This window comes from Pseudomonas sp. PS02290 (assembly GCF_029960075.1).
In the GTDB taxonomy this organism is placed as follows: Bacteria; Pseudomonadota; Gammaproteobacteria; order Pseudomonadales; family Pseudomonadaceae; genus Aquipseudomonas.
In genome coordinates, this window is sequence record NZ_JASCOY010000016.1 from 54,666 (window position 1) to 79,453 (window position 24,788).

Here is a 24,788-nt window from a genome sequence, read left to right on the forward strand (position 1 = left end):
AGCGGAAAGGACTTGGCGGCGCACTGGGGTAAGCACCCGGTGTCGCTTAGCAAAATCGTCAATGATCCTGAGCGTCCAACGCATTGGGACGACGCGGTGAGAGGTCTACGAGAGTACAAATAGTTAGCCTATAGGCTAATATGTTGTTGATGCAAGTTAGTCTATAGGCTAATATTATCCTCACTGAAGCAAATCACTGAGGGTCAGAAAAATGGGTTTACCAGTTGCTGTAAAGATCGTTGTTGATGTCACGGGTGGAGCAATCCACGCGGTTTACGCACAGCAGCCGGTGGAAATCGTTTTCGTTAGCCATGACCGTGACGACATCGACGATCACCAGGCAGCTGCGGATTTCAGGTCGATCGAAGGCGAATCAGTTGCGCTCTGGATGGATGGCAGTGATTCGGACAACGGCGCCGACTCAGAAGTTGTGGCTCACCACTTCGACCAATACGCTAAGTCCTAACACGGTATTGGCCCGGTACGCCGGGCCGATCCACTGACACGGAAACGACCATGCCTGATTTCAGCAACATGACCAGGCATGAACTATCGGTCTGGTACATCGACAACGTCGGCTACGACATCGGTGCGGAAGACCCTAGCATGACGCTCGCAAGCTATCGTGAACTTTGCGCGGAGCTGTACGAGCTGCATAACGAAATCTACGAGTGACCAGCTTTCCCGGTTCGCGGGGACTGTCGAAAGCCCTATTTCTTAAGTCGGTTTTCAACAGTCGCAAATACTACGGAAATAGAATATGAGCATTGAACAACAGGATCTAGACGGCTTCGAGCTGGTATTCAGTGTGCAGATTGACGACAGCCGGATTCTTGAGCTGTTGGTCGACCAGGTGTTTTCCGGTGATTGCGTTTGGCAGGTTACGGATGCAAGCGGTCAGGTTCTGGATCGTTCTGAAGTTTACGACGATCAGGCGCACTGTCTGCGTGATGGTCTGAACAAAGCGCTGAAGTAGAGCTGAACGCGGCGGATCTGCCGCCCAGGTACTCCCATAAGGAGCAGTACGGCATGAAAGACAACGAGCCTGACGTGTTTGCTAAAGCCGCTGCGCAGATGCAAAAAAATGGATTTCCGGTACTTGTAAAGACCGGTCTTCAAGACAGGGCACAGCTGGAGCACCTATGTGCCAATAGCAGCGATGGACAATCGACATTGGGGGACGACAAGTCCGATCCGGTGTGGTTTGTCGAAGAGCGTCAGCTAAATGGTGATTGGCTCGCTATTGATCGAGCGGATGACCAGGACGAGGCCGAGAAGAAATTGAGCCACTTTGAAAACCACCTTCCGGGCACGTACCGCCTTCAACGATCGGACTGGTAGGAAAACGACCATGACACAGCCGATCGAGGCGCTACGCGCAACCGCTGCCAGGTGGCGAGCAGGGAATCAGGAGCACCGCGGCGGCGTCGTCCTGGTGTGGGAGGGGGATGTGTACGGCTGGAAGAATGAATTGCGTGATCCGGCAAGCGAACGCCCAGGCGTCTACGCGGTGGACAAGGACGGATTGGTCTTCAAGGCCGAAGGTGGCGACGACTACAACGGGGCGAAAGCGTGGGTCGCTGTTGACCCTGACGGACAATAGGAAACGACGCCGTGGAACATGATTACCCCGAATACCCTTCGGTTTTGGCAAGCGTAGATCCATCGCGCTACATGGAAGCTGTGGAGGCTTTGAAAGGCACCCGCCAGGTCTTTTTTGACGGTGATACCATTCTTCTGCCAGAGGCCGAAGTCGAGGCAATAGAGATGCTGCTTAGTCGCTTCAATGCGTCAACGATCTACGGCCAGGCCGAGGAGTACGAATTTGCAACGAAAGCCCGCGTACAAGGCGTCCCAGCCAAACTGATGCGCCTCGGGCAGGCGGTGCACGACTGCACCGGCCAGAGCGCGGAGGAAATGGTTCGCGTAGCCCTGGAGCAGCCGAGCGAAACGCTGCTGGCATGGTCCGCGCTCTATCGCTCCAGCATGATCCCCCACTGAATCACGGAAAAAGACATGAGCCATCACAAAACCCCCGACGCCCCTGCCGGCATGCTGGTACTTGACCAGCGTGCGGTAATCCTGATGGAGATGTTTGCCGGCGCCGATGAAGCGTTTCAGGCGCTGCATACAGATCCGGAGTATCAGCCGGACGCTCAAACGCTTGCTCTGGCAAAGCAAACATCCTCGACGCTGGCATTCGAGCTGGCCCGACATATGCTCGTGCTCGCCAATAAGGGAGCTTGATCGACTGATCGACTTGCCACACCAGGGGCAAAGGAAAACACTTACCGCGCGCATATAGCCGCGTTGAGAAAGATTCAAGGGAAAAACGTATGCTCCTCCTGACTCGCCGCCAAGGTGAGAATATTGTGATTGGCGACAAAATTCAGATCCAGATTTTAAGCGTTTCAGAGGCTTCTGGGGATGTACGTATCCAGATCAGAGCCCCGGACCTACTTGCGGTCCAGTGCGTGGACAGCGATAGCGCCGTGACCTCTCGCAGGGCTAGCCCTGTCATTACTCAAAAGCGCCGATGGCGTTCCATGCTCACCAAGTAGGAAATGAGCCATGCCCCGTAAGCCCGCCGCCCCGGCTACTGAGCTAGTTGTACAATCCGACCCTGAGGACCTGGCCGGGCTTCGCCGCGATGCAGAGCGGTACCGCTGGCTTCGTGAGCGTGCCGTTCGGATCAATGGCAGCGAGGTATGGTGGCAGGGCAATTTTCTGGATCTGCGTTGCGACACCGGCCTGGGGCATGTCCAGGGTGAGTATGAGGTGGTGCCCGACCTGGCTCCGCCTCGTCGACGGCTGGCTAAGCCTGGTCTGAAACCAGAGTGACAGCGGAAAGATTGCCCAGGTCCTCACAATGCATCAAGCTGAGTAGAAACGTGCTTTAACGGGAAGGTCAGGTGATTCGATGCTGACTACTTCTTCTACACCATCAACCAAATGAGAAGCGCAAAAATTTATATGGAATTAATGACCACGCCACTCCCGCTTGGCTACCAGCTTATACAAAACCTTGGGGTCATATCCGTGACTACGCCGATCCAGATTACTCAAAAGGGGATAATCCAGTCCATCGTTGAGCGGAATCGAAACGAGTGGACGGAAGCATATGATGCTTTCATGGCGGCGGCCCCTAGCGGTACTACGATCATTTTCGGAATGCAGGTCGCCACTGCGGCTGTTGTGCTCGGTACTCGCGCATTCCTGTCTGTCACCATGACTGGGACAGCCGCTATTCACGAGCTTGAAGTGGTCTAGGTGTTGGCTGACATCTTCGCGACAGGCGCGTAGAATTAGAGTCACACCACTGAGGTATCAGTTATGCGGAAATCATTGATTGATTCTATAGGGCGAGCCACAGCCTCCAAATTGATGGAGGAGGCCGTTTTGCAAGCTATTGAGGAAAATCGAGAGCTTGGCCTGGCTGATAACGCACAGCATGTCCAACTGGTAAGCGGCGCATTGTGCATAGTTAAAGCTGGTAGAAGCGTTCCTTTGGTTGCACGCGGTGCTGTACCGTCAGCGCCTAGAAATCTGAGCAAACAAGTTCCTATTGCATGAATGAACTCGAACCAAGGATGGTAGTAATTGCTGGGCCGAATGGCTCCGGCAAAAGTACTGTTACGAGTGGTCTCGCACAGTCTGATAAGTTCCCAGCGCAGTATATCAATGCTGACGATATAGCCAAATTTGAGCTCTCGAATATTTCTGATGCCCTTGACCGCAATCGTCAGGCCGCAGCGCTGGCTGAGGGGAGGAGAAAGGCGGCATTGGAGTCGGGAGCGGCTTTTGCTTTCGAGACGGTCCTTTCCACACCAGGAAAGCTTGCTCTGTTTGACGAGGCCAGGGACAAAGGCTTTAGCGTGGATTTAATTTTCATTACTACCGCTCATCCCTCCATAAACGTTGACAGGGTTAACCTTAGGGTTGCAAAAGGTGGACACCCCGTACCCACCGATAAAATCATCGATCGCTACGAGCGTGCTATGCAGCTTCTGCCCAGCGCTATTCAGAAGTCAGACAGCGCCGAGGTCTACGATAATACTTCGAGCACGCGTGGTCCCGTGCTGGTCGCTATGAAGAGCGGAGATCACCTCGACTACGACGACAGAGGTTTGCCCTGGGTAACTAAGCGGTTGGCTAAGCCATTTGCCGAGAGAGCAAAGTCCCGCAATCATCTGGCTGGTCTGGTGGCTAACGAATTAATCATCGACGCTCATGTTGGTAACCTAAATACCTACGAGGGTGTCGTGGTGGGGGTAACTGCCTACCATGTATTACAAAGAACTCAAGATAACAAGTTGATCCTTCATGATTTGGCAATTTGTGCACCGCACTTAGTATTCTTTGCAGGGCAACACGCTACGGTTTCCTACGCTTTTGGAGCCGATGGTAAGCATCTGCCATCGAAGCCTACAGAGCGCCCTAGGAGACCCCGCCCTTGATCACCTCCCAGCATTCGGATGTCAGTATGGAAACCAATGATCTACGCAGCAGTGTCTTAGAGCGCGCCCGTCACCAAATCGAGCACATAGCTTTAGCTGGCGACCGGGAGGTGATGCTCCATAGCGCAGCCCATGCCCAGGGCTGGGTCGCGGCCTTGCAGGCTGAAGATTTAGTGGCTAAAGAGCAGTATGAAATGCTGAGGGTTGAGCTGGAATCAGCTATTTCAAAGTGGAATGGCGGTCCTCAATAGATCGAGCAGGGACGAAGAGTCGTACAATTTAGTGTGCAATATTCGCTTGATTTCTGCCGGTTGTCTTACTTAAGTAAAGAGCTGCATCAGCTTTCTGTAGTAGCTCTTTCGGGCTTTCAAGTAAGTTAGGGGTTGATGTAGCAATGCCGATGCTTAGAGTGACTACTGAGGTGGAGGTCGGATAAATATGCGGGATACCAACCGCCTGCATCGACTTCAGTAGATCATTGGCGATCTCGAGAGCTCGATCTGAGCCGATATTGGGAAGAACCACGCAGAATTCTTCACCCCCATACCGTGCGACTAGGCTTGCTTCTTCTGCCGACGCGGAGGTGAGCACTTTCGCTACCTGCACCAAGGCATTGTCTCCCTCTACATGGCCGAAAGCATCGTTAAACTTCTTAAAATGATCTACGTCGATCATCAATATCGATATTTCAGAATGCGCATAATCTGCAGTTTCCCAATATGTTTTTACAAACCGGTCAAAGCTTGCTCGGTTGGCTATACCGGTGAGTCCGTCAACATTCGCCAGTTTTTGTAGCCTTTCATTAGATATCTGCAGGTCATTCATCAACCTTTGTAAGGTCAAATTAGTATCCAGCAGTTGCTGTTGTGATACCCTCAGCGCTCGGTAAGCTTCGTCTAGCTGAATGCTTTTGAAATAAGCCCCCGAGTGATATTTTATCCTGGCAATTAGCTCAGCATTGTCAGGCAGTTTGATAATGTAGTCACTTGCGCCATTGCTGAAGCACTTTGACTTCCAATCTGACGAGTCGGTAGTGGCCATAACTACCACTGGTATGTCGGAAGTTGAACTGTTCCTCCGTAGTGATTGGAGTACATCCAGCTCTACGACATTCTCTGAAAGCTTTCCCAGGAGAATGACAGAGGGTTTGAAATCCACGATCTCTTTGAAAATGTCGCTTGCGCTCATGCAACTTGCAATATGAAATCCCTTGCTAGATTCTAGTGCGCTTTTTATAGTCTTTTGGATCATCGGCGCTTGATCAACGATCAAGATTCGCGGTTCATCCTCTATCATGTATAGATCTTCCAACCTTAGCTCATGCATATCTCGTCCTCTGATGCTTTTGTTTTGCCGTAGCTTGGGCTGGGCTGATGGTTTGAATGCGCCCAAGTTTAGTATTTCACCTTGTAGGTCGGGGAGTCTTCCGGTCGCTGCCCCCGCCGATCGTACAGCCGCGTAGTGCTGATGTTCGCGTGCCCAAGCCACATTTGGACCTTAGCGATATCGGCATCATGCTCTAGCGCATTAGTCGCGGCCGTTGCCCGCAACCCGTGGACCCCTAGGCCGTCGACCTCGATGCCAGCAACACGCGCCCAGTGCGCCACCACCGTGTATAGCCCATTCGCCGTAACTCCCGCTCCGGTGGTTTTGCCCCGGACGGAACGGAATAACGGTCCCGATGATTGCTCCCGGACACTGTCGCGCTCCAGATATGCATAGATCCGCTCAGCAGCAACTGGGTGAAGTGGCAGGAACCGGATTTTCTTCCCCTTTCCATGCACCCGAAGATGCTTTATGCCTCGGCGCTCTACCAGGTCACTCAATGTCAGTCTTGCAGCCTCTTCCCGTCGAAGCCCGTGGTACAGCAACACGGCTAGGATCGCCCGATCCCTCACGCCCTTCACAGTTTCTGTATCTGGGGCCTCCAGCAACCTTTTGGCCTGGTCGTCACCGAGTGCCGGCGTCTTCCCTTCGTTGGTCTCGATCTTGGGCCGCTTGACCCCATGCACCGGGTTGCCACCGGCTACTGCATTGTTCTCCAGGAGATGATCAAAAAGGCTGGCCAGCGCCGCCAGCTTGCGCCGGATCGTGGCACCGGCCAGCCCCCGTGTTTCCAGCTGAGCGCGCCAAGCCAGCACATGCGAGCGCCTCACGGCGCGAAACTCATCAGCCCCGGTTAGGCCCACAAAGCTGCAGAAGTCTTCCAAGTCGTTTTGATAGGCGCGGCGGGTTCGGGGGTTGTCGATATTGGCGAACCATTCCACCGCTGCCGGCACGCTGGCCAGCTGCTGGAACTCCACGGCGCTCAAGCGGCGTTCGCCGGCCGGCACCAGCACGGCGGTGGACTGGGGGGGATTGAGATCGTTCATCGTATACCAGGCCCAGCAGGTCGACCTGCAGCGTGTTCCGCCGCGACCCATTCCCAGTATTTACGGGTCTGTCGCTCATGCAGGGGTTCTGGCACCAGGTGCTGCCAGCGTTGCTGCTCCAATTCCCTATGCTCGTCGCCGCGCAGCTCCTCATCGATCACGGCGCCAATTGTTTCGAATCGCCGGCGAGCCCTGTACCAGAAACCATCGGATGAGGTGCGTTGATCCAGCGGCACAATCGGTATCTGGTGCGTACGCCACAGATGCCACAGCACTGCCAGGCCGATACCCTGCCCCCGCTGCGCCGGCTCAATTTCGAGCATGTTGATGTACAGCCGATCGCCCAGCGGATTGATCCCATAATCGACGTGGCCAACGCGCTGGCCACCGACCTCGATGTCGTCCAGGTAGTCGGTACCGGGAAATACAAAACTGCCCCGTGGGGATTCTTGCCTCGATTTTTTATGGTGAATCGCTCCAGCGGTTTACCGTTAGAGCTCGGGATAGAGAGGCTCATGCCAGAAATCAATACGCCTAGCCTGTTCATCGTCACGGCCTTGGCCGAGATCGTTGGCTGCTACCTACCTTATCTTTGGCTTGGTAATTGCTCGCTGTGAAGGTGGCTTAGATGGAGCGCTGGTTAACTCTCTGCGATAGCTCTGCCGCCGATTCCTTCCGCTCTGAGTAGCGATCTACCAGATACTCCTGGCGATCCCGCAACAGAAGCGTGAACTTCATCAGCTCCTCCATCACGTCCACCAGACGGTCGTAATAGGACGAAGGCTTCATCCGACCGGAGTCGTCGAACTCAGTGAACGCCTTGGCGACCGAGGATTGATTCGGGATGGTGAACATCCGCATCCAGCGACCGAGAACGCGTAATTGATTGACCACGTTGAACGACTGGGAACCACCGCAGACCTGCATCACCGCCAAGGTTTTGCCTTGTGTTGGCCGTACTGCGCCTATTGCAAGCGGCACCCAGTCAATCTGGGCCTTGAACACCGCACTCATGGCGCCGTGACGTTCAGGGGAGCACCAGACCTGGCCCTCTGACCATTGCATCAACTCACGCAGCTCCGCAACCTTCGGATGGCTGTCAGGCGCATCATCTGGAAGTGGCAGGCCTGATGGATCGAAGATCCGGGTTTCGGCCCCGAACTCTTCAAGCAGGCGCGCAGCTTCCTCAGTGACCAGCCGGCTGAACGAGCGCTCGCGGGTCGATCCGTAGAGCAACAGAATGCGTGGCTTGTGCGTCGACGTGGTGCTGGTCGCCAGTCGCTCCAGCGACGGGATGTCGATCAGTTCGGCCTGTACGTTGGGTAATGTGTCTTGCATAGAAACTCCTTCGGGCCAGTTGATAACCGAGCCCGGCCTGTCGGCTTAAAGCGTGCCGATGCGATTCAATTCGGCTTTCAGTTCGTCACCGTTCATCGTGCTTAGGGGCAGGCTCAGAAATACACCGATGCGCTCCTGGATCTTGGCCAGGGTCGACTCAAATGCCGTTGTGATTTCAGCCGCTGATTCAGTCACTTCGGAAGGGTCAGACAGCCCCCAATGCGCCTTCAGCGCTGGCCCGAAAAATATCGGGCAAGCTTCACCGGCTGCCCGGTCGCAGACAGTGATCACGATGTCTGGCGGCGAACCTTCGAAAGCATCAGATGCCTTGCTGCTCAAGCCCTCCGTGGAGATTCCAGCGGATTGGAGCGTCTGCAAGGCTTGCGGGTTAACGCGACCACTGGGAAAGCTGCCAGAGCTAACCGCCTCAACGCCAGCCGGGGCCAGATGATTGAAAACTGCCTCGGACAGGATGCTGCGGCAGCTGTTGTGGGTACACATGAATAGGACTTTCATGGAATGCCTCATGGATTTAGAAACTGAGCCGCAGTGCCAAAGCGCACAGCGTGAAGATCAGAATGGGCACCGTAAGCACGATGCCGGTTTTGAAGTAGTCACCCCAAGTGATGGTGATGTTCTTTTTGGCGAGGACATGCAGCCAGAGCAAGGTCGCCAGACTGCCAATGGGTGTGATCTTCGGCCCTAGGTCGCAACCGATAATATTCGCGTACACCATGGCTTTTTGAACTACGCCTTGCACCTCTGCGGCATGAATGGACAAGGCGCCGACCAACACCGTGGGCATGTTGTTCATGATCGAGGACAGAAACGCTGTGAGCAGCCCGGTGCCCAGCGAGGCCCCCCAGATACCATGGCCAGCGAAGGTATTCAGGATCTGGGAGATGTAATCGGTGAGCCCGGCATTCTTGAGCCCGTAGACGACCAAATACATGCCCAGCGAAAAGATCACCACCTGCCAGGGTGCGCCCTTGAGCACCTTCCCGGTGTCGATGGCGTGGCCGCGAGCGGCGATCACGTAGAGGATGAGCGCACACACAGCAGCAATGGCGCTAATCGGTATGCCGAGTGGTTCGATGACGAAAAATCCGATCAGCAGGAGGGCCAATACCCACCAACCTGCGACAAACGTCGCGGGGTCGCGGATCGCTTCTGAAGGCTCGTGCAGTTGCGCAAGGTCGTAGGTCGCCGGCAGTTCCTTGCGGAAGAACCACAGCAGCATTACCAGTGTCGCTGCAACGCTGGCGATGTTGACCGGCACCATGACGGAGGCATATTCGGTAAAGCCAATGCTGAAGTAGTCAGCGGAAACGATGTTCACCAGATTGGAGACCACCAGCGGCAAGCTCGCCGTATCTGCAATGAACCCCGCTGCCATCACGAACGCCAGAGTGGCAGCGGGGGAAAACCGCAATGCCAGCAGCATCGCGATCACGATAGGCGTCAGGGTCAGTGCCGCCCCGTCATTTGCGAAGAGCGCCGATACGGCGGCACCCAGCAGGATGATGAAGGCAAATAGTTTCCGGGTACTGCCTGCACCCCAGCGGGCGACATGCAGTGCTGACCACTCGAAGAAACCAGCTTCGTCCAACAGCAAGCTAATGATGATCACAGCGATAAACGTGGCAGTGGCGTTCCACACGATGTGCCACACCTCGGGAATGTCCCCAAGGCTGACTACCCCGGTGAGGAGCGCCAGGACAGCACCCAGGCTCGCACTCCATCCGACACCCAGCCCTTTGGGCTGCCAAATGACCAGCACGATGGTGACGACGAAAATCAGTACGGCAAGCAGCATTTCAAACACTCGGAAAGGGACGTGGATCAGTCACACACGGCTTGTTTGATGGGACGGCCATTCATGTCGCACAGCCGCGTAGCTTCGTCTTGCAGCCACTGCTGGTTCGCATCGACGACGTCCTTCAGAATTGCAGTGACCCAGGCGGGGAGATCTGGGTGAAGCCGGTAATAAACCCACTGTCCCTGACGGCGATCAATGAGCAGGCCGGACGACCGAAGCAGCGCCAAATGGCGGGAAATTTTGGGTTGGCTCTGATCTAGGGCTGCCGTCAACTCACAGACGCACAGTTCACCCTCTCTCACGATCAACATCGTGATTTTGGTTCGGGTGTCATCCGCAAGGCACTTGAAGAGCGCGGTCGGACACATGGGTTCTGTCATACATCCTCCAGATGCTTTGTCTTGACCAATACCAAGAGTTTGATGCGCTCGTGGATATCGTGAAGGGTGTGACGAAACGCCCCAGGATCTGCGCTGGTAACCGGGTCAGCAAAGTCCCACGCGATGATCTCGCCAGCTCCAGGCATTGCCTGGCATTCACGTCCGGTTTTGTCGCACAGCGTGATGACGTAATCGAACCGCTCCCCCTGAAACTCGTCGATAGACTTGCTGCGCAGGCCTGATGCATCGACCTTAACGTTCTCAAGTGCAGCGATTGCTCGCGGATCAACAACGGAGGGCTCGGAACCGGCACTGAATGCGGCGAAACGTGGATCGGTATGACGCAACAGGGCCTCCGCGATTTGCGAGCGAGCAGAGTTAGCAACGCAGACAAACAGGACTTTGATGGGCTCAGGCATGACACACTCCGCATATACGTAAAATCGAATATACGATTTATCGTATGTCTAGTAAACCGTGTGTGTTTTATTTCCAAGCTTTCCTGCGCTCGCGGCCAATCAATACTCAGTTCGCCGTATCACTCTTCGCAGGAAGCTGGAAGCTGATCGCCACGCAAACTAAGAGCAAGCAGCACAGCACGCTCAACAGAAGCTCCGGGCCGAATGCGTCCAACACCGAGGCGGCGAGGAGCGGGCCACACGCCTGCGCAACCAGAACCGGTCGGGCAAGTAATCCCATGCGGGAGCCATATCCCTCAGCACCAAACAGGGCCAGCGGCAGCGTGCCACGAGCGATGGTGAGAATGCCGTTACCAGCCCCGTATAGAGCGATTGAGATGAACGCGAGCCATGGCTTTCCCGAGATCAGCAAACCCAGTCCAAGCAGGCAGAGCAGCACGCCAACTCGTGCCGACCATGTAGGGTGAAGGTTTCTGCCGATTGAGAACTCTGCGATCCGAGCTGCCACCTGGGCGGGGCCGATCACCATGCCAATAGCCAACGCAATGGCGGTCGCGATCCCCAATTGCTTGAGGGCATCCAAGAGATGCACCGAGATCCCCGAGACCACCAGCGCGAGGATGGTCAGCATCATGCCGATGAGAAGGAAAAAGACGCGTGACTGCCTTGTGCTGCGTAATGTCGGGTCGGCATCGCCGAAGACCACTGGCCTTTGTGGCTGCTTCGAGCTGCCAGGGATCATCAGGGCATGGACAGGCAATCCAACCAAGAGGTGAACAGCCGCAATGGAAAGGCATGTACCTCTCCAGCCAAGCCATTCCTCCATCACCGCAATAACAGGCCAGCCCACGGTGCTGGCAAATCCACCCAGCAAGGTAAGTCCGGTGATCGAGGTTCTCGCCCCATCACCAAGAAGCCGCCCGAGCGTTGAGAAGGCGGCATCGTAAAGTCCTGCGGCCATCCCGATACCGATCAAACTCCATGCGAAGTAATACGCTTCAAGGGATTCGGCCAACCCCATGGAAGCAAGGCCTATGGCCAGCAGAAGTGAGCTGAACGCCATCGTCATACACCCGCCATGCCGGTCAATGTAGCGCCCTACAGTTGGTGATGTTGCCCCAGCTATCACCATTCCCCAAGACAATCCGCCTACCACGCTCGTGATAGACCAGTCGGTGTCCTGCGCTATCGGTGTTGCCAGAACAGCTGGCAGGTAATAGGTCGAGCCCCATGCCAGAATTTGGGTAATCCCCATGGCCCACACGAGCTTGGTACGGTGGACCGCAGGGCGTAGCGATTCGGGAAAGCTCACGTGGATTGACCCATTTGGTTGGTAGTAACAACAAGCTAGCGTGGTGTGTTTTCTACCGTCAACCGTTGGACGCTCGTTGACGGCTCGGCATGCCACGATTACTGTTGCACTTAACAACAAATTTGTGACGATTATGGCGAAGCGCAAAACTGACCAGCTCACTCAGGATGCCGAGGATTTATACGAGGCGCTGAACCAGCTCGTCCGCGTCTACCAATTTCGGGATCGAGACCGTATCTGCTGCTACGACGTTTCAGTTACCCAATGCTATGCGGTCGAAACGTTGGTCAAGCAGGGTGCGCTTCGGCTTCATGTGTTGGCTGAAGAAATGTTCTTGGACAAGAGCACGGCGAGCCGAGTAATCGATGTCCTTGAACGCAAGGGCTACGTCTCCCGTGTTGAGGATGATGAAGACCGCCGCGCTGTGAAAATCCAGGCAACTCAGACTGGCAGAGAACTCTACGAAAAGATCCGACGCGATCTGATTGCCGAAGAACGAGCGATGATCAAGAACCTGTCAGTCGAGGCCAGACAAGGCGCGCTCAGCGTCCTAAGACAAATCACACGAGCTACCGAGGTTCGTTGCGGCCTAACGAGCGAGTCTTGCTCCGGCACTGCACGCACTGATTGATCCGCCTTTTTTTGACCCTAATGTTGTTACTGCCAACGAAATGGAATCGTTCATGCAAATCCGCCCAGCAAACCCTAACGACGCTCCGCGAATAGCCGCCATTTACAACGAAGGGATCGAGGAAAGGAGTTCCACGTTCGAAACTGCTCCTCGCAATCCAGCCGACATGATCGAGCGACTCCAGAATGCAGATCGCTATCCTGTGCTCGTAGTGCTTGATGGGAGCAATCAGGTGGTCGGATGGGCAGGCCTCAGTAGCTACCGGGCGCGCGCTTGCTACGATGGCATCGCTGACTTTTCCATCTATATGAGCCGTGAAGTGCGAGGCCAAGGAATGGGCAAGCACTTGCTCCAAGCGCTGCTCAATGAGGCCGAGGCTCGTGGATTCTGGAAGGTTCTCTCTCGAATCTTCGCGTCGAACCAGGCCAGCCTGGCGTTGTGCGAAGCGAGTGGTTTCCGTCAGGTTGGGATCTATGAGAAGCACGCCTGCCTGGACGGTCATTGGATCGATTGTGTCATCGTTGAAAGGCTCTTCCCTGCGAACCAGACAGCCAACTCAACGCCCATGGCAACCGTCAAGAATGAAACAGGCGGACTCAGCGGTTGCTGAGGAGTTTATGGCTCACCCTCTGTATTGCGACGTCTATCGAGGCACGATGCCGTATCCTTCGGCGCCGCAGGGCGCGGTACCAGAGGCAAATGGTTAATAGAGGGCAGTTTAGAGGTGGGTGTCCGGTGGGTCGAAAGCAATCGGTCGCGAATCGCAGGAGTTGTTCCGAAAGAGCCGGTCCCTGACGACGGCATTCGACCCGAAGTTGAGCTGGCGGCATGCAGCATGAGGTCAAATCAAGGCCCTTTAATCACGCGCTTGGCTTGCAGTCCAAGCTTTTGATGACCCGGCCCCTACTCAAGTTAGGTCGAGCAGGAGCCAAGCAGTCAGTCCTTTTTTGAAGGTGGCGGCGGTGGCGGAGATTTTGGAAGATTCTTTCCGTGATCTTTAACGAAGCGCATTGGGGGTGGCGGCGGCGGTGGCGGCTTTTGATTGCTCATGCTGATTCAGCTCCTGCTGATGGGTGTAAAACGGAATGAATGACAACACCGATAAAATCATGGTGAGCGTTACGCAATTTGCTAACGAGACGAGTTGTGAGCCACGTTTATCGTTGTTCACCGCATTAACCGTTGCGCCTTCGATGTAGTAGCTGAGAATTATCGCCTTGTAATAGGTTGCAGCGTCATCTGTATTTTCGCCGTGTTCTGCGAAATGAGCAGTTGCATCGGCACGATAGATCTCCAAGTCAACCAAGGTGGGGAGTCCCCTGTCAAAATCGCGCAGCTGCCAAGACGACCGGAAATAATATGCTCCGCACAGCAGGCAGAAGACGGCGCATAGATACAAAATCCAAAATGAAACGCCGGCGAAGCCATCCCCTGGGCTTGGTGCTTTACCTAGCATGTAAGACAAAAATGAGAGTAGTACGCCTAGGATGGCCAGTGGCAGGTTAAGCCGAGAAATCAGCTTTTCCTTACGTTCAAGCTCATAAAAATATACCTTCTCATAAAACGTAAACCTCGCGGCTTCGTCCATCAGTTCTTCCTCCTGATTGGGCTGGGTGCCAGCTGTCTACGCCATCTCCTCACCCAGTACTTGCATTAATATTTCACCTTGTAGGTCGGTGAATCCTCTGGCCTGTTTTCCCGCCGGTCGTAGATTTTGGTCGTGCTGATATTGGCGTGGCCCAGCCAGGCCTGGACTTTGGCAATGTCGGCCTCATGCTCCAAGGCATTGGTGGCTGCGGTTGCTCTGAGTCCGTGAACCCCCAAGCCGTCGACCTGAATCCCGGCCTTTTTCGCATAGGCCGTCACCACGGTATAGATGCCGTTGGCTGTAATCCCGGCACCGGTCAGTTTGCCTCGCAGCGGTATGAACAACGGCACCTTTCTGTCCGCCAAATGATGCCCTGAGCTTTCCAGGTACTGGTGAATGCGCCCGGCCGCGATCGGGTGCAACGGCAGGTACCGCACCTTGCCGCCCTTGCCGTGAACCTTCAAATGCTGGATCCCGCGGCGCTCCTGAATGTCGCTCACCTGCAGCAGCGCTGCTTCTTCGCGGCGCAGCCCGTGATAGAGGAGAACTGCCAGTATCGCCCGATCGCGCTGCCCTTTAAGTGTGGTGTCATCCGGCGCCTCGAGCAGCGCCTTCGCCTGATGATCGCCCAGTGCCGGCGTCTTGCCTTCGTTGCTTTCTATCTTGGGTCGTTTCACCCCGTGCACGGGATTGCCGCCGGCGATCGCATTGCTTTCCAGGAGGTGATCAAAAAGGCTGGCCAGTGCTGCCAATTTGCGCCGGATCGTCGCTCCCGCCAAACCGCGATGCTCGAGCTGGGCGCGCCAGGCCAGCACGTGTGATCGCGTCACCACACGAAATTCATCTGCCGAAGCCAGACCGACAAAACTGCAGAAGTCTTCCAGGTCATTTTGGTAGGCACGTCGTGTCCGAGGGTTGTCCAGGTTGGCAAACCACTCGACCGCAGCCGGAACCTGGGCCAGCGTCTGAAATTCGACCGATGTGAGCCGGCGCTGATCATTTTGATGGCCTTTCGTCAGTTCGTGCATATCGCTCTCATGATTGGCTTTCTCGCGATCATCGGCCAGGGCTTCAGTCACGAAAGCAACGTAAAATGCAGTCGCTGCTCCTGAAACCGATAAACGGCTATAATTGGTGATAACGTATTTTATCACCAATTTGGCTTGCTTGCATTTTGGTGTTATATTTCAACCAGTGATAGCAAGTTGCATTGTAGGATGCAATTGTTTTACTTGATGTAGTTGCATAACCCCGATGCGTATGAATTTCAACACAAGGAATCGCTATGATCATTTCGCTGACGCTCACCCCTGAACTCGAAGTATGGGCACAGAAACAGACCGATGCGGCGGCGACGATTCTGGCGCTGCTCCAGGCTCACGTGGCCAGCACCGACACTCCAACAGATCGAGCCGCCGCGGTGCTTAAGGAGAACGTCTTGAAAGTGCCGGAGAACATGGAGTTCGAGATCCCGCAGATCATCGGCCCAGAAGTCTGGCAGACCCTGGATCGCTCCAGCCGGGTGACCTTTGGTAAGCAGGTCAAACGCGAAGCCGCGGAGTTTGGCTTGGAATTCGTTCGCACCACGGTTTCCCGTCACGCGGTCTACAAAAAACGAGTCGTCGTTGAATAACCAGTCAATCTGTACGCATAACTGAGCAGGACAATTCAATAAATTTCTTGAAGTGCTAGATGTAACGGCTTGAAATCGAAAACAGCCGCGTTCGCAATCAGTGCGATTTCTAGTTCGGATTAACTGCGAATGGCGGAGCCATCCGGCTCACATAACTGCGAGCGAGCTTGCATAACATTTACGCTGCTGGCGACTGCACCGACCAGCCCCAATTTGGCTACGTTGCGGCGCAGCTGGGACCCGGGCGGCAATCAATATGACGGGCGGTAAAGCGGCGCTCGACCTTAATGCTATGCCAGCTGTGGTCTTCACTGACCGGCAGGTCGCGGCAGTCGGCTAGAGCGAGGGGCAAGCGCACCAAGCTGGTATCGAGACGGACAGTCACATGCTCATCCTGGAGAATGTGCCGCGCGCTCGTGAACTTCGACACACGCGACTTTATCAAGCTCGTGGTTGACGCCACCACCGGGCAACTGATCGGCGTACAAGCTGTGGCTCCGGAAGCTGACAAGTAAATTCAAACGGCCGAGCTGGCATTCGCCACCGCATGACGGTGCAAGAATTAACTGACCAGTTGTTCACTTACCTGACCATGCTAGAGGCTTCTGCGCAACAAGCGATCAGCTCTTGCAACGTTTTTGCCATCTGGCGCGGGTTCCTGATCCGCGCTTTCAGGTCAGCAATATGCGCTTGCGCAGGGCGTGTGACATCGGAACTTTGCCGCGACCGGGCATCCCACAGGCTGAGCAGTTCACCGATTTCCATTATCGAGAAGCCGAGGTCTCGTGCACGCCGGATGAAGCGCAGACGATGTACGTCGCTCAAGGCGTATGCCCGGTAGCCAGACTCTCTGCGCGCCGCACGCGAAATCAACTCTATCTTCGTAGTAGCGAATCATTTTGCCGATACACCAGACTCTTTCAATGCTTCACCAATATTCATGTCAACTCCTCCATCTCATTCGTCTTTCGATGGCGGTTGAAAGCCGCGCAGTCGCAACGCGTTGGCAAGCACGAAAATGCTGGACAATGCCATCGCGCCGGCGGCGAATACCGGTGACAGCAACACGCCATACGCGGGATACAGCATGCCTGCCGCCACCGGGATCAGGGCCGTGTTATAGGCAAAGGCCCAGAACAGATTTTGGCGGATGTTGCCGATGGTCGCTTTCGACAGGGCGATAGCATTTGGGACGCCCTGAAGACTGCCTGACATGAGCACCACGTCCGCTGCTTCCACCGCGACATCGGTACCCGTGCCGATCGCCAGGCCGACGTCAGCCTCGGCCAGCGCAGGTGCGTCGTTGATACCGTCGCCTACAAACGCGACGCAACCGTGTTCGGCCCTGAGCCGCTGGATCGCCTCCACTTTACCCGCGGGTAGGACTTCAGCAACAACCTCGTCAATTCCGAGACGTGACGCGATCGCCTTGGCGGTACGTTCGTTATCGCCGGTAATCATCGCAACTTTCAAACCCAGGCGGTGCAAGGCAGCGATGGCAGCGGGCGTGTGCACCTTGATAGGGTCGGCCACGGCAATAACAGCGGCTAGGCGCCCATCGATTGCAGCATACAGCGGAGATTTTCCTTCCTCGCCAAGCTTCTGCGCCGTCTGCGCGAAGCCTGCTACATTCAGGCCAAGCGAGCGCATGTACCGATCAGCCCCCACCTCCACGCGCACGTCGTTCACCAAGGCGCGCACGCCCATTCCGGTAACGGATTCGAACTCAGTAAACGCGGGGAGGATTAGGCCCTCTTTCTCAGCAGCCTCGACGATTGCACGCGCGATCGGATGTTCGGAGCGCGACTCTACCGCTGCAATGCTTGCCAGTACCTGAGCACGCTCGAATGTGGGGTCAACTTCCAAGTCAGTCAGGGCCGGCCGTCCTTCAGTCAGCGTGCCGGTTTTATCCAGCGCCACCACTTTCGCGTCCTTCAGGAGTTGCAATGCTTCGCCCTTACGAAAAAGCACGCCTAGCTCCGCCCCGCGTCCAGTACCGACCATGATCGAGGTTGGCGTCGCCAGCCCCATCGCGCACGGGCAGGCGATAATAAGTACCGCCACGGCGTTCACCAGGGCGAAGCTCAGCGCCGGTGACGGACCGAAAGCGAGCCAGATCAGGAAGGTGGCCAGGGCCGCCCCCATGACTGCCGGCACGAACCACATCGTTACCTTGTCGACCACCGCCTGGATCGGCAACTTGGAGCCCTGTGCCTGTTCCACCAGGCGAATGATTTGTGCGAGCACCGTTTGCCCACCCACGGCTGTGGCCCGCAGGGTAAAGGCGCCCTTCTGGTTGACGGTGCCACCTACCACGGCACTTCCATTTGATTTTTTTACCGGGACAGGTTCGCCGGTAATCATGGATTCGTCGACGTAACTGTCGCCCTCCATCACCTCGCCGTCGACCGGAATAAGCTCGCCCGGACGTACCTCAACCACATCGCCGGCGACGACGTCGCCAATCGGAATGTCGGTTGCACGGCCGCCGCGTTCCACGTGGGCCATTTTTGCCTGCAGGCCGACCAGTCGTTGGATTGCCTGCGATGTACGCCCCTTTGCCTGGGCCTCCAGAAACCGTCCCAGCAGGATCAGTGCCACGATCACGGCCGCCGCTTCGTAATAGACGTTCACGGTGCCGGCCGGCAGCAGGCCGGGCATGAAGGTGGCGACCACCGAATACGCATACGCGGCCAACGTACCGACAGCCACGAGCGAATTCATGTCCGGCGCAAGCCGCAGCAGTGCGGGAAACCCTTTGGTATAGAAGCGGCGTCCTGGGACGAGCAACACCAAGGTTGTCAGCACGAACTGCAGATACCAGCTCGGCCCTTGACCGATGTTCTCCATGACCCAATGGTGCATGGGAGGAATCAGGTGCGAGCCCATCTCGAGAATGAAGACCGGCAGCGCGAGCGCTGTGGCGAGCAGCAGGTCGCGCTTGAGCGCCGATCGTTCCGCATCCTTCCTTGCTTCGGTCTCGTCATCGCCGGAGCGAACATTGGCGTCAAGGCTGCGGGCTTCATAGCCGGCCTTCTCGATTGCCGCCAGCAGCGCATCAAGCGCCGCCACGCCGCGTATCGTCGCACGCTCGGTCGCCAGGTTCACCGTAGCCTGGCTCACGCCCGGCACGGCCTGAAGCGCACGCTCGACTCGCCCGACGCACGATGCGCAGGTCATGCCTTCGACAGACAGTTCGATTGTCTGCGCAGGAACAACGTATCCTGCTTTCTCGATTGCCTGGACCAAGGCAGCACGGTCGACCGGGCCGTTTCCGCTCGCCCGTACTTCCGCCCGTTCCGTCGCGAGGTTAACCACGACGCTGCCGACACCTTGGACTTTTCCAAGCGCCGCCTCTACGCGTCCGACACAGGAAACACAGGTCATTCCTTCGATCGGCAGACTGATGGGTGCTGCGCTGGTACCAGACATTGCTTTGTTTGAAATGCTCATGTTTGGTCCTTTACATTGCCTTCAACATACTGACACCGTAAACCTTTTCATCGTGGGAAAGTCAAGGACTCAGGTCAAACTCGCGACGCAGTCTTACGGACGCACGAAGAGGTGGGGCTGAGCCGTATGGGTGCAAACTGACAATGTGTCCGAGGCTGTCAAGAACAGTGCAAAAACCGGGTTTTAAATTACGTACTGGTCAGGCTGATCTGACCTTCCTGGCAAGCGCGGTCTTGCGCTTCAAATCTCTTCGATAGCGGGGCCGCTATTTTTTAACGAGCGCGGTGGCATGACGCTTTGCATAGGCGTAGGCAGTCGCTGCAATCCCCAATCACCAGCGTGCGTTGCCATATGGAACCCATCAGCCAGTAGGGCCATCGATCCGGTAACGTAGCCAGCGCCTGTTTCAGCGACCATCATCACGACAGTAGGAGTGACAACCCATGGGCGCCCTTGGCATGCCAGTACTCAACTGATTTTCTGAATTAAGGTATGGTCGGTGAATGCCATAATCGCTGCAAAAGCCTCAGGCGTTTGGATAGAGGTGGCCTAGCCCTTGAAGCGCTACAATGTGCAGCGGATAAAACCAATAACTCCAAGCCGTAACCGGCCATAATTTGGTGTTTATTTTCCGACGGAGAAGCCAAAGTCCGATCAGCGGCGCAGCTAAAGCTACGAGTAAAGCCATGATTGAAGAAACTTCCATATTCATGGCGCGAGTCCAAGCAGTCCCCCGCGTATTGACGACCACGCATAAAACGGCCGGTAAGAGCCAAAACAAGCCGGCCTTCTTCTGAATCGCGATTAGTGCAGCTGCAGGGATAAGGCATCCCCAGAATCCATACATCAAGGGCGTATGTAGCAGAATGGCTGCAGCCAAGCCTAAGATAGCAAAGAAACCGCTGGATAGGCATCGGTGATGAACCCCCCAAGCTATTACCAATCCCAACGTGAGGGTAGGCATTACGTTGAAAGTCTGAGCTATTTCGAAATAGCGGTAGGGCACCTCCGAGATAGCGGAAAAGGCCAGCATGAGTCCTAAATAACGCCCATTAGCCTTTGTCGCGAATTCGCCCTTAGTAGAGCGGGCGACGTTTGCACCAATAACGAGACAGAAGAGCGGAAACGAAAGGCGCCCAGGGATGAAAAGGTCGGTGAGATTTGGCGTGACCATACGTAAGTGATCGATCACCATGGTAACCAATGCAAGCCATTTGACCAAATCAAGGCCGCTTTCGCGCTGGCTTGTGGGAAGCTTTTTGCTAAAGTGCTGCTCCGCCATATCGTTCCTTCCACGGACCAATGAGCGCCTCTCGTGCCATGTCCAGCGGCATGCGCTATATCCGGAACGGCCGGGCACTCTCATCCCTTTGAGGTCTGTAGCCGCGCTTCGCTTATCGTGACTGCCGGACAATGAATTGAATTAGGAAGTTTCTGAGTCGACACCCACAGCTAAGCAACGTATTTTGAGGAGCGGCGCCGTCTGGCGCCGCTATAGTGAACCAGTATGTTGACCTTGCCGGCCAAGACTAGTGTTTGCTGAGCCAGGCTTTCAGTTTCGCGACGTCTGCGGTTTGGTCTTTGATGGTTTTCTCTGCCATCTGTTTGATCGTTGGATCGTCTGTATTCTTTAACACGATTTGGGACATATCGATAGCGCCTTGATGATGCTCGACCATCATCCTGGCCCAGCTTTCCGATGGGTCAGAAGTCATGCCTTTCATCATCCCTTGGTTCATCTTTTGCATTGCCTTTTCATATTCGTCCGATGCTGCTCCGCTCATGGCGGACGAAGCGGCCTTGTTCTGGCTATTTTTCTCAGTGTAAGCCGAGTGAGCGTCGTTGTTAGCTGCAAACGACAACGGCACAAGGCCCGCAAAAAGAACGGTTCCAAGCGAAGTGCAAGCGAAAAATTTCTTGATCATTGGTCTACCTCAGAGCTTTTTGGCTGTCAGTACAGGACCGTGACTAAAGACCTGTTCACTTACCTTAGTCAAAGAAAATCGGAGCAGGTGCCATTCGAGGCGGGTTTTTTTAACGTGGCCGCCCAACGCTTGCGCACCAAGCACTGCGTAAGTTGGCTCACATCACGAGTAACTACCCATTGTGCAGCATCGGTATCACAGCTCGGAAGCGATGGCCTTATAATATCGATAGACTTGGTCGCCGACACCAGCAGTCAAATGTTTCCAACGCCTGTGGCGTTAACACGTTTCAAGCAGCCTGTTGAAGCTTTCATAAATGTAATTTTGGCGTCATCTGCTCGTAAGCTTCGAATCATCAACATCTGCGCTTGCCGATGGCTCTTAAACAATAATAAAACAGGTCGATATGTCTTTTAAAGCAATCTGCCGATTCGTACGGAGCGCATATGACTCACCTCAATAAAATATCTCTCGCCGTCCTTTCGACCCTCGCTGGTGTTGCGCCTATTGTTGGCTCCGCGGAGGAGCAGAAGGAGGGGTTCGTCGAGGGCAGCACTCTAAATGTGTTGAGCCGAACTTTCTATATGAATCGAGACAGCCGCAAAGGGCAGTCTAGCCCTACTGGGAATGGTTACTCCGAGGCTTCTGCGCAGGGGTTCATTGGCAAATTTGAATCAGGCTTCACCCAGGGTACATTCGGTGTCGGGGTCGATGCGTTTGCCCTTATGGGTTTGAAGCTCGACACCGGTAGAGGAAGAAACGGTTTGCAGAGCTCCTTCAACGTTCTGCCTGTGGACAACGACGGTAAGGCAGACGACGAGTACACCAAGGTGGGTGGCTCACTTAAAGCACGAGCATTTGATACCGTTGTTAACGTTGGTGACGTATTCCCTGTTACGCCTGTGGTTTCGTATGGTGACTCCCGCGTGCTGCCCGAGAGCTTCCGCGGCGTGACTGCCATTAACAAAAGCATTTCCGGCTTGACCCTTCAGGGCGGTAGGCTCCACTCCATGAGCCAGCCCCAGTCCACGTCCATGCGCGATAATTTCGAAACCTTCTATGCTGGTCCAGTCAATTCGCCCTGGTTTGCATATTTTGGCGGCGACTACGATGCAACTGAACGTTTAACGCTCAGCCTTTACGGAAGCAAGTTGAAAGATGCCTGGGATCAGAAATACGCCTCTGCTTTATACGTGTACCCACTTTCTGACCAGATGGCCTTAACGGGCAGTGTGAACTATTACAACGCAACGGATGATGGGAAGAAACTTCTTGGCAAGTTCGATAATGATATCTGGAGCATTAAGGTGGGCCTGAAATACGGTTCTCATACCTTGTCAATTTCGCATCAGAGAAACCAAGGGGATGACGATTTTGACTATCTCAGACAATCCGACTCGATTTACGTTGCCAACTCCATTCAATACAGCGATTTCAATTCGCCTAAAGAGCGTTCATGGATGGCGACATACAGCTTGGACATGAGCAACTTCGGCGTGCCAGGCCTTTCGTTCATGACTCGCTATGGCAAGGGGACGGACGCTGATTACTCTAGTGCCAACAGCACCTACATGCGTCGAGATTCCGATGGAAATCCGCTAAAAGATCAGAAACGCTGGGAGCGAGACATCGAAGCCAAATACGTCGTTCAAGCCGGTAGCTTGAAGGACATGTCATTCCGGGTTCGGCAGGCTACAACTAGAGCCACAGCATTTGAGTCCGACCTGGACGAAATCAGACTGATTGTAGAGTACCCTCTCAGTGTGCTTTGACAAACGGAGGCTACCTCTACGTTTAGCAGCTGAAATGGCAAAATCGCGCCAGTTGTTAGGCTCACACGGTTTGGATTGTGCATTATTTAATGATGCAGATAAATAGCCTTGGATAGGCCCGCATGGTTTAACAGGTTGTGCATATCATGTACTTAGGCCGAAAGGTATATCCTGTCGGTACGACATTCACCTTTAGAAGCTCCCATGCTCCTTTGGTCAAGGTGAATCTTTAAGCGCCTGTTAAGGCGCTTTTTTTTGTCTGCCAGATTCTGCGTAAACGACAAAAACCTAGGTTTGCAGTTTTCCGCCCGCCGCACCGCTTGCAGGCCTCAACTAACTTAAAAAATAGTTCAGGCTAACCGTAGGCAATTCCACTCGCGTCAATGGTGAGCACTTCTCATGGGGCTGATGAATGCGCTGAGATTAGAAGCGCACCAGTGGCCAGGAACCGTTGCTGTCCCGACCGGATGTTTGCCGACTAGTCGCCGTTTCCGTCTTGCTTAGCGTAGGTCTTACAGCAAATCGTTGACAGAGCGAAGACGGGCGTTTGCCTGGGGTAATTTCCAGATCCCTTTATCCCCCCCCCCGCATATCACCAAACTGCAGGATGAGCCAGACGGCTTAGCTTTCAGATTTGTAATTTTCGGCTAAGGCTGCTGAAAGCCTGACTAACTTAATATTCTCATCAAGCACAACGCTTCACCTCCTGCCAACCAGGCGGAGGTATCACAAGGAAAAAAACATGAACATCTCCAAAATTCTCGTACTGACCTGCAGCTTGGCAATCTCTTCTTTCGCGCTTGCAGAAAGCGGCGGCGACCGCACGTTTGACCGGATGATGAAAGCGCGTGAGGTCGCGATCCAGGCTTATAACGAGTCCGCGGCAGCGGCTCCAAACCGCGATGTGGCGCAGCAAGAGTCTAAGGCCTCGAAGCCGCACGGCTAATATCCCAACCTTACCGAATTGTAATCATGCTGTTGGCTGGCTTGTGGCATCTTTCATCCAACACGCTCGTGGCTGCTAATCTGAATCTTGATATGCGCATCTCACGTGCTAGCTATACATCCGACTGATGGGAACAAATCGGTATGCAATCCAAGACTTCTCGGCGCACCTTCGTAAAAGGTCTCGCAGCTGGCGGTATCCTCGGCGGCCTCGGGCTATGGCGCACCCCTGTATGGGCGGTTACCAGCCCAGGCCAGCCCAGCGTTCTGTCGGGTACTGAGTTCGATCTATTTATAGGCGAAACCCCGGTGAACATCACAGGCAAAGCCCGTACGGCTATGGCTATCAATGGTGGGATTCCTGGGCCGCTGTTGCGCTGGCGGGAAGGCGACACAGTCACGTTGCGTGTTAAGAACCGGTTAAAGGAAACGACGTCCATTCACTGGCACGGAATAATTCTTCCAGCAAACATGGATGGCGTGCCGGGGCTCAGCTTCCACGGCATCGAAGCTGACGGGATGTACGTCTACAAGTTCAAGGTCAAGCAGAACGGCACCTACTGGTATCACAGCCACTCCGGGTTTCAAGAGCAGGTCGGCGTATATGGGCCGTTGGTTATCGATGCCAAGGAGCCGGAGCCTTTCAAGTACGACCGCGACTATGTGGTGATGCTGACTGACTGGACCGACGAAGATCCAGGCGCCTTGATGAGCAAGCTCAAGAAGCAGTCCGATTACTACAAT

32 protein-coding genes and 2 pseudogenes are annotated in these 24,788 nt (G+C 55.0%); 18 read left to right on the forward strand and 16 right to left on the reverse strand.

Annotation, left to right across the window (positions count from 1 at the left end):
- The first annotated feature begins 211 nt into the window (after positions 1-211).
- The 10 genes from QMX88_RS10325 to QMX88_RS10370 all read left to right on the forward strand — a co-directional run bounded on the left by QMX88_RS10325 (position 212) and on the right by QMX88_RS10370 (position 4,708).
- Positions 212-466 (forward strand): hypothetical protein, encoded by a 255-nt coding sequence (locus QMX88_RS10325; RefSeq protein ID WP_280319662.1) that lies wholly within the window; start codon positions 212-214, stop codon positions 464-466.
- A 50-nt stretch (positions 467-516) separates the two neighbouring features.
- On the forward strand, positions 517-675 hold the full coding sequence (locus tag QMX88_RS10330; protein WP_280319664.1) for a hypothetical protein: 159 nt from the start codon (positions 517-519) through the stop codon (positions 673-675).
- Positions 676-760: 85 nt separating this feature from the next.
- The gene (locus tag QMX88_RS10335; protein ID WP_280319666.1) at positions 761-976 is read left to right on the forward strand and encodes a hypothetical protein; all 216 of its coding nucleotides are present in this window, start codon (positions 761-763) and stop codon (positions 974-976) included.
- A gap of 53 nt (positions 977-1,029) precedes the next feature.
- Complete coding sequence (locus QMX88_RS10340; protein ID WP_280319668.1) at positions 1,030-1,341, forward strand: hypothetical protein; 312 nt, start codon at positions 1,030-1,032, stop codon at positions 1,339-1,341.
- A gap of 10 nt (positions 1,342-1,351) precedes the next feature.
- The gene (locus tag QMX88_RS10345; protein ID WP_280319671.1) at positions 1,352-1,603 is read left to right on the forward strand and encodes an antirestriction protein ArdR; all 252 of its coding nucleotides are present in this window, start codon (positions 1,352-1,354) and stop codon (positions 1,601-1,603) included.
- An 11-nt stretch (positions 1,604-1,614) separates the two neighbouring features.
- Positions 1,615-2,001: a hypothetical protein gene (locus tag QMX88_RS10350; protein WP_280319674.1), complete on the forward strand. Its 387-nt coding sequence runs from the start codon at positions 1,615-1,617 to the stop codon at positions 1,999-2,001.
- Between the two features lie 15 nt (positions 2,002-2,016).
- Positions 2,017-2,247 carry a hypothetical protein gene (locus QMX88_RS10355; protein WP_280319677.1) on the forward strand — a complete coding sequence of 77 codons (231 nt, stop codon included), beginning with the start codon at positions 2,017-2,019 and terminating at the stop codon, positions 2,245-2,247.
- An 89-nt stretch (positions 2,248-2,336) separates the two neighbouring features.
- On the forward strand, positions 2,337-2,561 hold the full coding sequence (locus QMX88_RS10360) for a carbon storage regulator (RefSeq protein ID WP_280319679.1): 225 nt from the start codon (positions 2,337-2,339) through the stop codon (positions 2,559-2,561).
- Positions 2,562-3,569: 1,008 nt separating this feature from the next.
- The gene (locus QMX88_RS10365) at positions 3,570-4,457 is read left to right on the forward strand and encodes a KfrB domain-containing protein (RefSeq protein ID WP_280319685.1); all 888 of its coding nucleotides are present in this window, start codon (positions 3,570-3,572) and stop codon (positions 4,455-4,457) included.
- Positions 4,454-4,708 (forward strand): hypothetical protein, encoded by a 255-nt coding sequence (locus QMX88_RS10370; protein ID WP_280319687.1) that lies wholly within the window; start codon positions 4,454-4,456, stop codon positions 4,706-4,708. The genes QMX88_RS10365 and QMX88_RS10370 overlap by 4 nt, the downstream gene beginning before the upstream one ends.
- Before the next feature lie 28 nt (positions 4,709-4,736).
- On the opposite strand, the gene QMX88_RS10375 is transcribed toward QMX88_RS10370, so the two are convergent.
- From QMX88_RS10375 to QMX88_RS10385, 3 genes are all read right to left on the reverse strand, one after another.
- Positions 4,737-5,768 carry a GGDEF domain-containing response regulator gene (locus QMX88_RS10375; RefSeq protein WP_282368869.1) on the reverse strand — a complete coding sequence of 344 codons (1,032 nt, stop codon included), beginning with the start codon at positions 5,766-5,768 and terminating at the stop codon, positions 4,737-4,739.
- A gap of 83 nt (positions 5,769-5,851) precedes the next feature.
- The gene (locus QMX88_RS10380; RefSeq protein ID WP_280319693.1) at positions 5,852-6,829 is read right to left on the reverse strand and encodes a tyrosine-type recombinase/integrase; all 978 of its coding nucleotides are present in this window, start codon (positions 6,827-6,829) and stop codon (positions 5,852-5,854) included.
- Positions 6,826-7,302: a GNAT family N-acetyltransferase gene (locus tag QMX88_RS10385; protein ID WP_336620222.1), complete on the reverse strand. Its 477-nt coding sequence runs from the start codon at positions 7,300-7,302 to the stop codon at positions 6,826-6,828. The genes QMX88_RS10380 and QMX88_RS10385 overlap by 4 nt, the downstream gene beginning before the upstream one ends.
- A gap of 42 nt (positions 7,303-7,344) precedes the next feature.
- Here QMX88_RS10385 and QMX88_RS29620 point away from each other — a divergent pair.
- Positions 7,345-7,428 (forward strand): annotated as a pseudogene (locus QMX88_RS29620) (YnfA family protein); the annotation flags it as partial.
- Positions 7,429-7,453: 25 nt separating this feature from the next.
- Here the strand turns inward: QMX88_RS29620 and arsH are convergent.
- From arsH to QMX88_RS10415, 6 genes are all read right to left on the reverse strand, one after another.
- Positions 7,454-8,167: an arsenical resistance protein ArsH gene (gene arsH, locus QMX88_RS10390; RefSeq protein WP_280319696.1), complete on the reverse strand. Its 714-nt coding sequence runs from the start codon at positions 8,165-8,167 to the stop codon at positions 7,454-7,456.
- 45 nt (positions 8,168-8,212) lie between these two features.
- Positions 8,213-8,683 (reverse strand): arsenate reductase ArsC, encoded by a 471-nt coding sequence (locus QMX88_RS10395; RefSeq protein WP_280319699.1) that lies wholly within the window; start codon positions 8,681-8,683, stop codon positions 8,213-8,215.
- A 16-nt stretch (positions 8,684-8,699) separates the two neighbouring features.
- Positions 8,700-9,983, reverse strand: coding sequence for an arsenic transporter (locus QMX88_RS10400; protein ID WP_280319702.1), 1,284 nt, complete (start codon positions 9,981-9,983; stop codon positions 8,700-8,702).
- Positions 9,984-10,009: 26 nt separating this feature from the next.
- Positions 10,010-10,366 carry a metalloregulator ArsR/SmtB family transcription factor gene (locus QMX88_RS10405; protein WP_280319704.1) on the reverse strand — a complete coding sequence of 119 codons (357 nt, stop codon included), beginning with the start codon at positions 10,364-10,366 and terminating at the stop codon, positions 10,010-10,012.
- Positions 10,363-10,785, reverse strand: a complete 423-nt coding sequence (locus QMX88_RS10410) for an arsenate reductase ArsC (protein WP_280319707.1) — start codon at positions 10,783-10,785, stop codon at positions 10,363-10,365. The genes QMX88_RS10405 and QMX88_RS10410 overlap by 4 nt, the downstream gene beginning before the upstream one ends.
- Positions 10,786-10,891: 106 nt before the next feature.
- Positions 10,892-12,040, reverse strand: a complete 1,149-nt coding sequence (locus QMX88_RS10415) for an MFS transporter (protein WP_280319991.1) — start codon at positions 12,038-12,040, stop codon at positions 10,892-10,894.
- 190 nt (positions 12,041-12,230) lie between these two features.
- On the opposite strand from QMX88_RS10415, the gene QMX88_RS10420 reads away from it, so the two are divergent.
- Both QMX88_RS10420 and QMX88_RS10425 read left to right on the forward strand, forming a co-directional pair.
- The gene (locus QMX88_RS10420; protein ID WP_280319710.1) at positions 12,231-12,728 is read left to right on the forward strand and encodes a MarR family winged helix-turn-helix transcriptional regulator; all 498 of its coding nucleotides are present in this window, start codon (positions 12,231-12,233) and stop codon (positions 12,726-12,728) included.
- Between the two features lie 52 nt (positions 12,729-12,780).
- A complete protein-coding gene (locus tag QMX88_RS10425) occupies positions 12,781-13,338 on the forward strand; it encodes an arsinothricin resistance N-acetyltransferase ArsN1 family A (protein ID WP_280319713.1) in 558 nt (185 codons plus the stop codon).
- Between the two features lie 387 nt (positions 13,339-13,725).
- Here the strand turns inward: QMX88_RS10425 and QMX88_RS10430 are convergent, their stop codons facing one another.
- Together QMX88_RS10430 and QMX88_RS10435 are read right to left on the reverse strand one after the other, a co-directional pair.
- A complete protein-coding gene (locus tag QMX88_RS10430) occupies positions 13,726-14,316 on the reverse strand; it encodes a hypothetical protein (protein WP_280319716.1) in 591 nt (196 codons plus the stop codon).
- Between the two features lie 65 nt (positions 14,317-14,381).
- The gene (locus QMX88_RS10435; protein ID WP_280319994.1) at positions 14,382-15,344 is read right to left on the reverse strand and encodes a tyrosine-type recombinase/integrase; all 963 of its coding nucleotides are present in this window, start codon (positions 15,342-15,344) and stop codon (positions 14,382-14,384) included.
- Positions 15,345-15,601: 257 nt separating this feature from the next.
- Here QMX88_RS10435 and QMX88_RS10440 point away from each other — a divergent pair, with 257 nt between their 5' ends.
- Together QMX88_RS10440 and QMX88_RS29625 are read left to right on the forward strand one after the other, a co-directional pair.
- Positions 15,602-15,949, forward strand: a complete 348-nt coding sequence (locus QMX88_RS10440) for a hypothetical protein (RefSeq protein ID WP_104685763.1) — start codon at positions 15,602-15,604, stop codon at positions 15,947-15,949.
- A gap of 287 nt (positions 15,950-16,236) precedes the next feature.
- Positions 16,237-16,464 carry a hypothetical protein gene (locus QMX88_RS29625; protein ID WP_104685761.1) on the forward strand — a complete coding sequence of 76 codons (228 nt, stop codon included), beginning with the start codon at positions 16,237-16,239 and terminating at the stop codon, positions 16,462-16,464.
- Between the two features lie 67 nt (positions 16,465-16,531).
- On the opposite strand, the gene QMX88_RS10450 is transcribed toward QMX88_RS29625, so the two are convergent.
- The 5 genes and pseudogenes from QMX88_RS10450 to QMX88_RS10470 form a co-directional block, all read right to left on the reverse strand.
- Entirely contained in the window at positions 16,532-16,822 is a 291-nt protein-coding gene (locus tag QMX88_RS10450) for a MerR family DNA-binding protein (protein WP_280319721.1), read from the reverse strand.
- A gap of 84 nt (positions 16,823-16,906) precedes the next feature.
- Positions 16,907-19,402: a heavy metal translocating P-type ATPase gene (locus tag QMX88_RS10455; protein WP_104685759.1), complete on the reverse strand. Its 2,496-nt coding sequence runs from the start codon at positions 19,400-19,402 to the stop codon at positions 16,907-16,909.
- 283 nt (positions 19,403-19,685) lie between these two features.
- A pseudogene (locus QMX88_RS10460) lies at positions 19,686-19,846 on the reverse strand (cation transporter); the annotation flags it as partial.
- Positions 19,847-19,928: 82 nt separating this feature from the next.
- The gene (locus QMX88_RS10465; RefSeq protein WP_104685758.1) at positions 19,929-20,684 is read right to left on the reverse strand and encodes a TraX family protein; all 756 of its coding nucleotides are present in this window, start codon (positions 20,682-20,684) and stop codon (positions 19,929-19,931) included.
- A 247-nt stretch (positions 20,685-20,931) separates the two neighbouring features.
- Complete coding sequence (locus QMX88_RS10470; RefSeq protein WP_104685756.1) at positions 20,932-21,327, reverse strand: DUF305 domain-containing protein; 396 nt, start codon at positions 21,325-21,327, stop codon at positions 20,932-20,934.
- Between the two features lie 446 nt (positions 21,328-21,773).
- On the opposite strand from QMX88_RS10470, the gene QMX88_RS10475 reads away from it, so the two are divergent.
- The 3 genes from QMX88_RS10475 to QMX88_RS10485 all read left to right on the forward strand — a co-directional run.
- On the forward strand, positions 21,774-23,099 hold the full coding sequence (locus QMX88_RS10475) for an OprD family porin (RefSeq protein WP_280319731.1): 1,326 nt from the start codon (positions 21,774-21,776) through the stop codon (positions 23,097-23,099).
- Between the two features lie 742 nt (positions 23,100-23,841).
- Positions 23,842-24,045, forward strand: coding sequence for a co-regulatory protein PtrA N-terminal domain-containing protein (locus QMX88_RS10480; RefSeq protein WP_104685753.1), 204 nt, complete (start codon positions 23,842-23,844; stop codon positions 24,043-24,045).
- A gap of 143 nt (positions 24,046-24,188) precedes the next feature.
- Positions 24,189-24,788: multicopper oxidase domain-containing protein (locus QMX88_RS10485; RefSeq protein ID WP_282368885.1), on the forward strand; the 600-nt coding region annotated here is incomplete at its 3' end.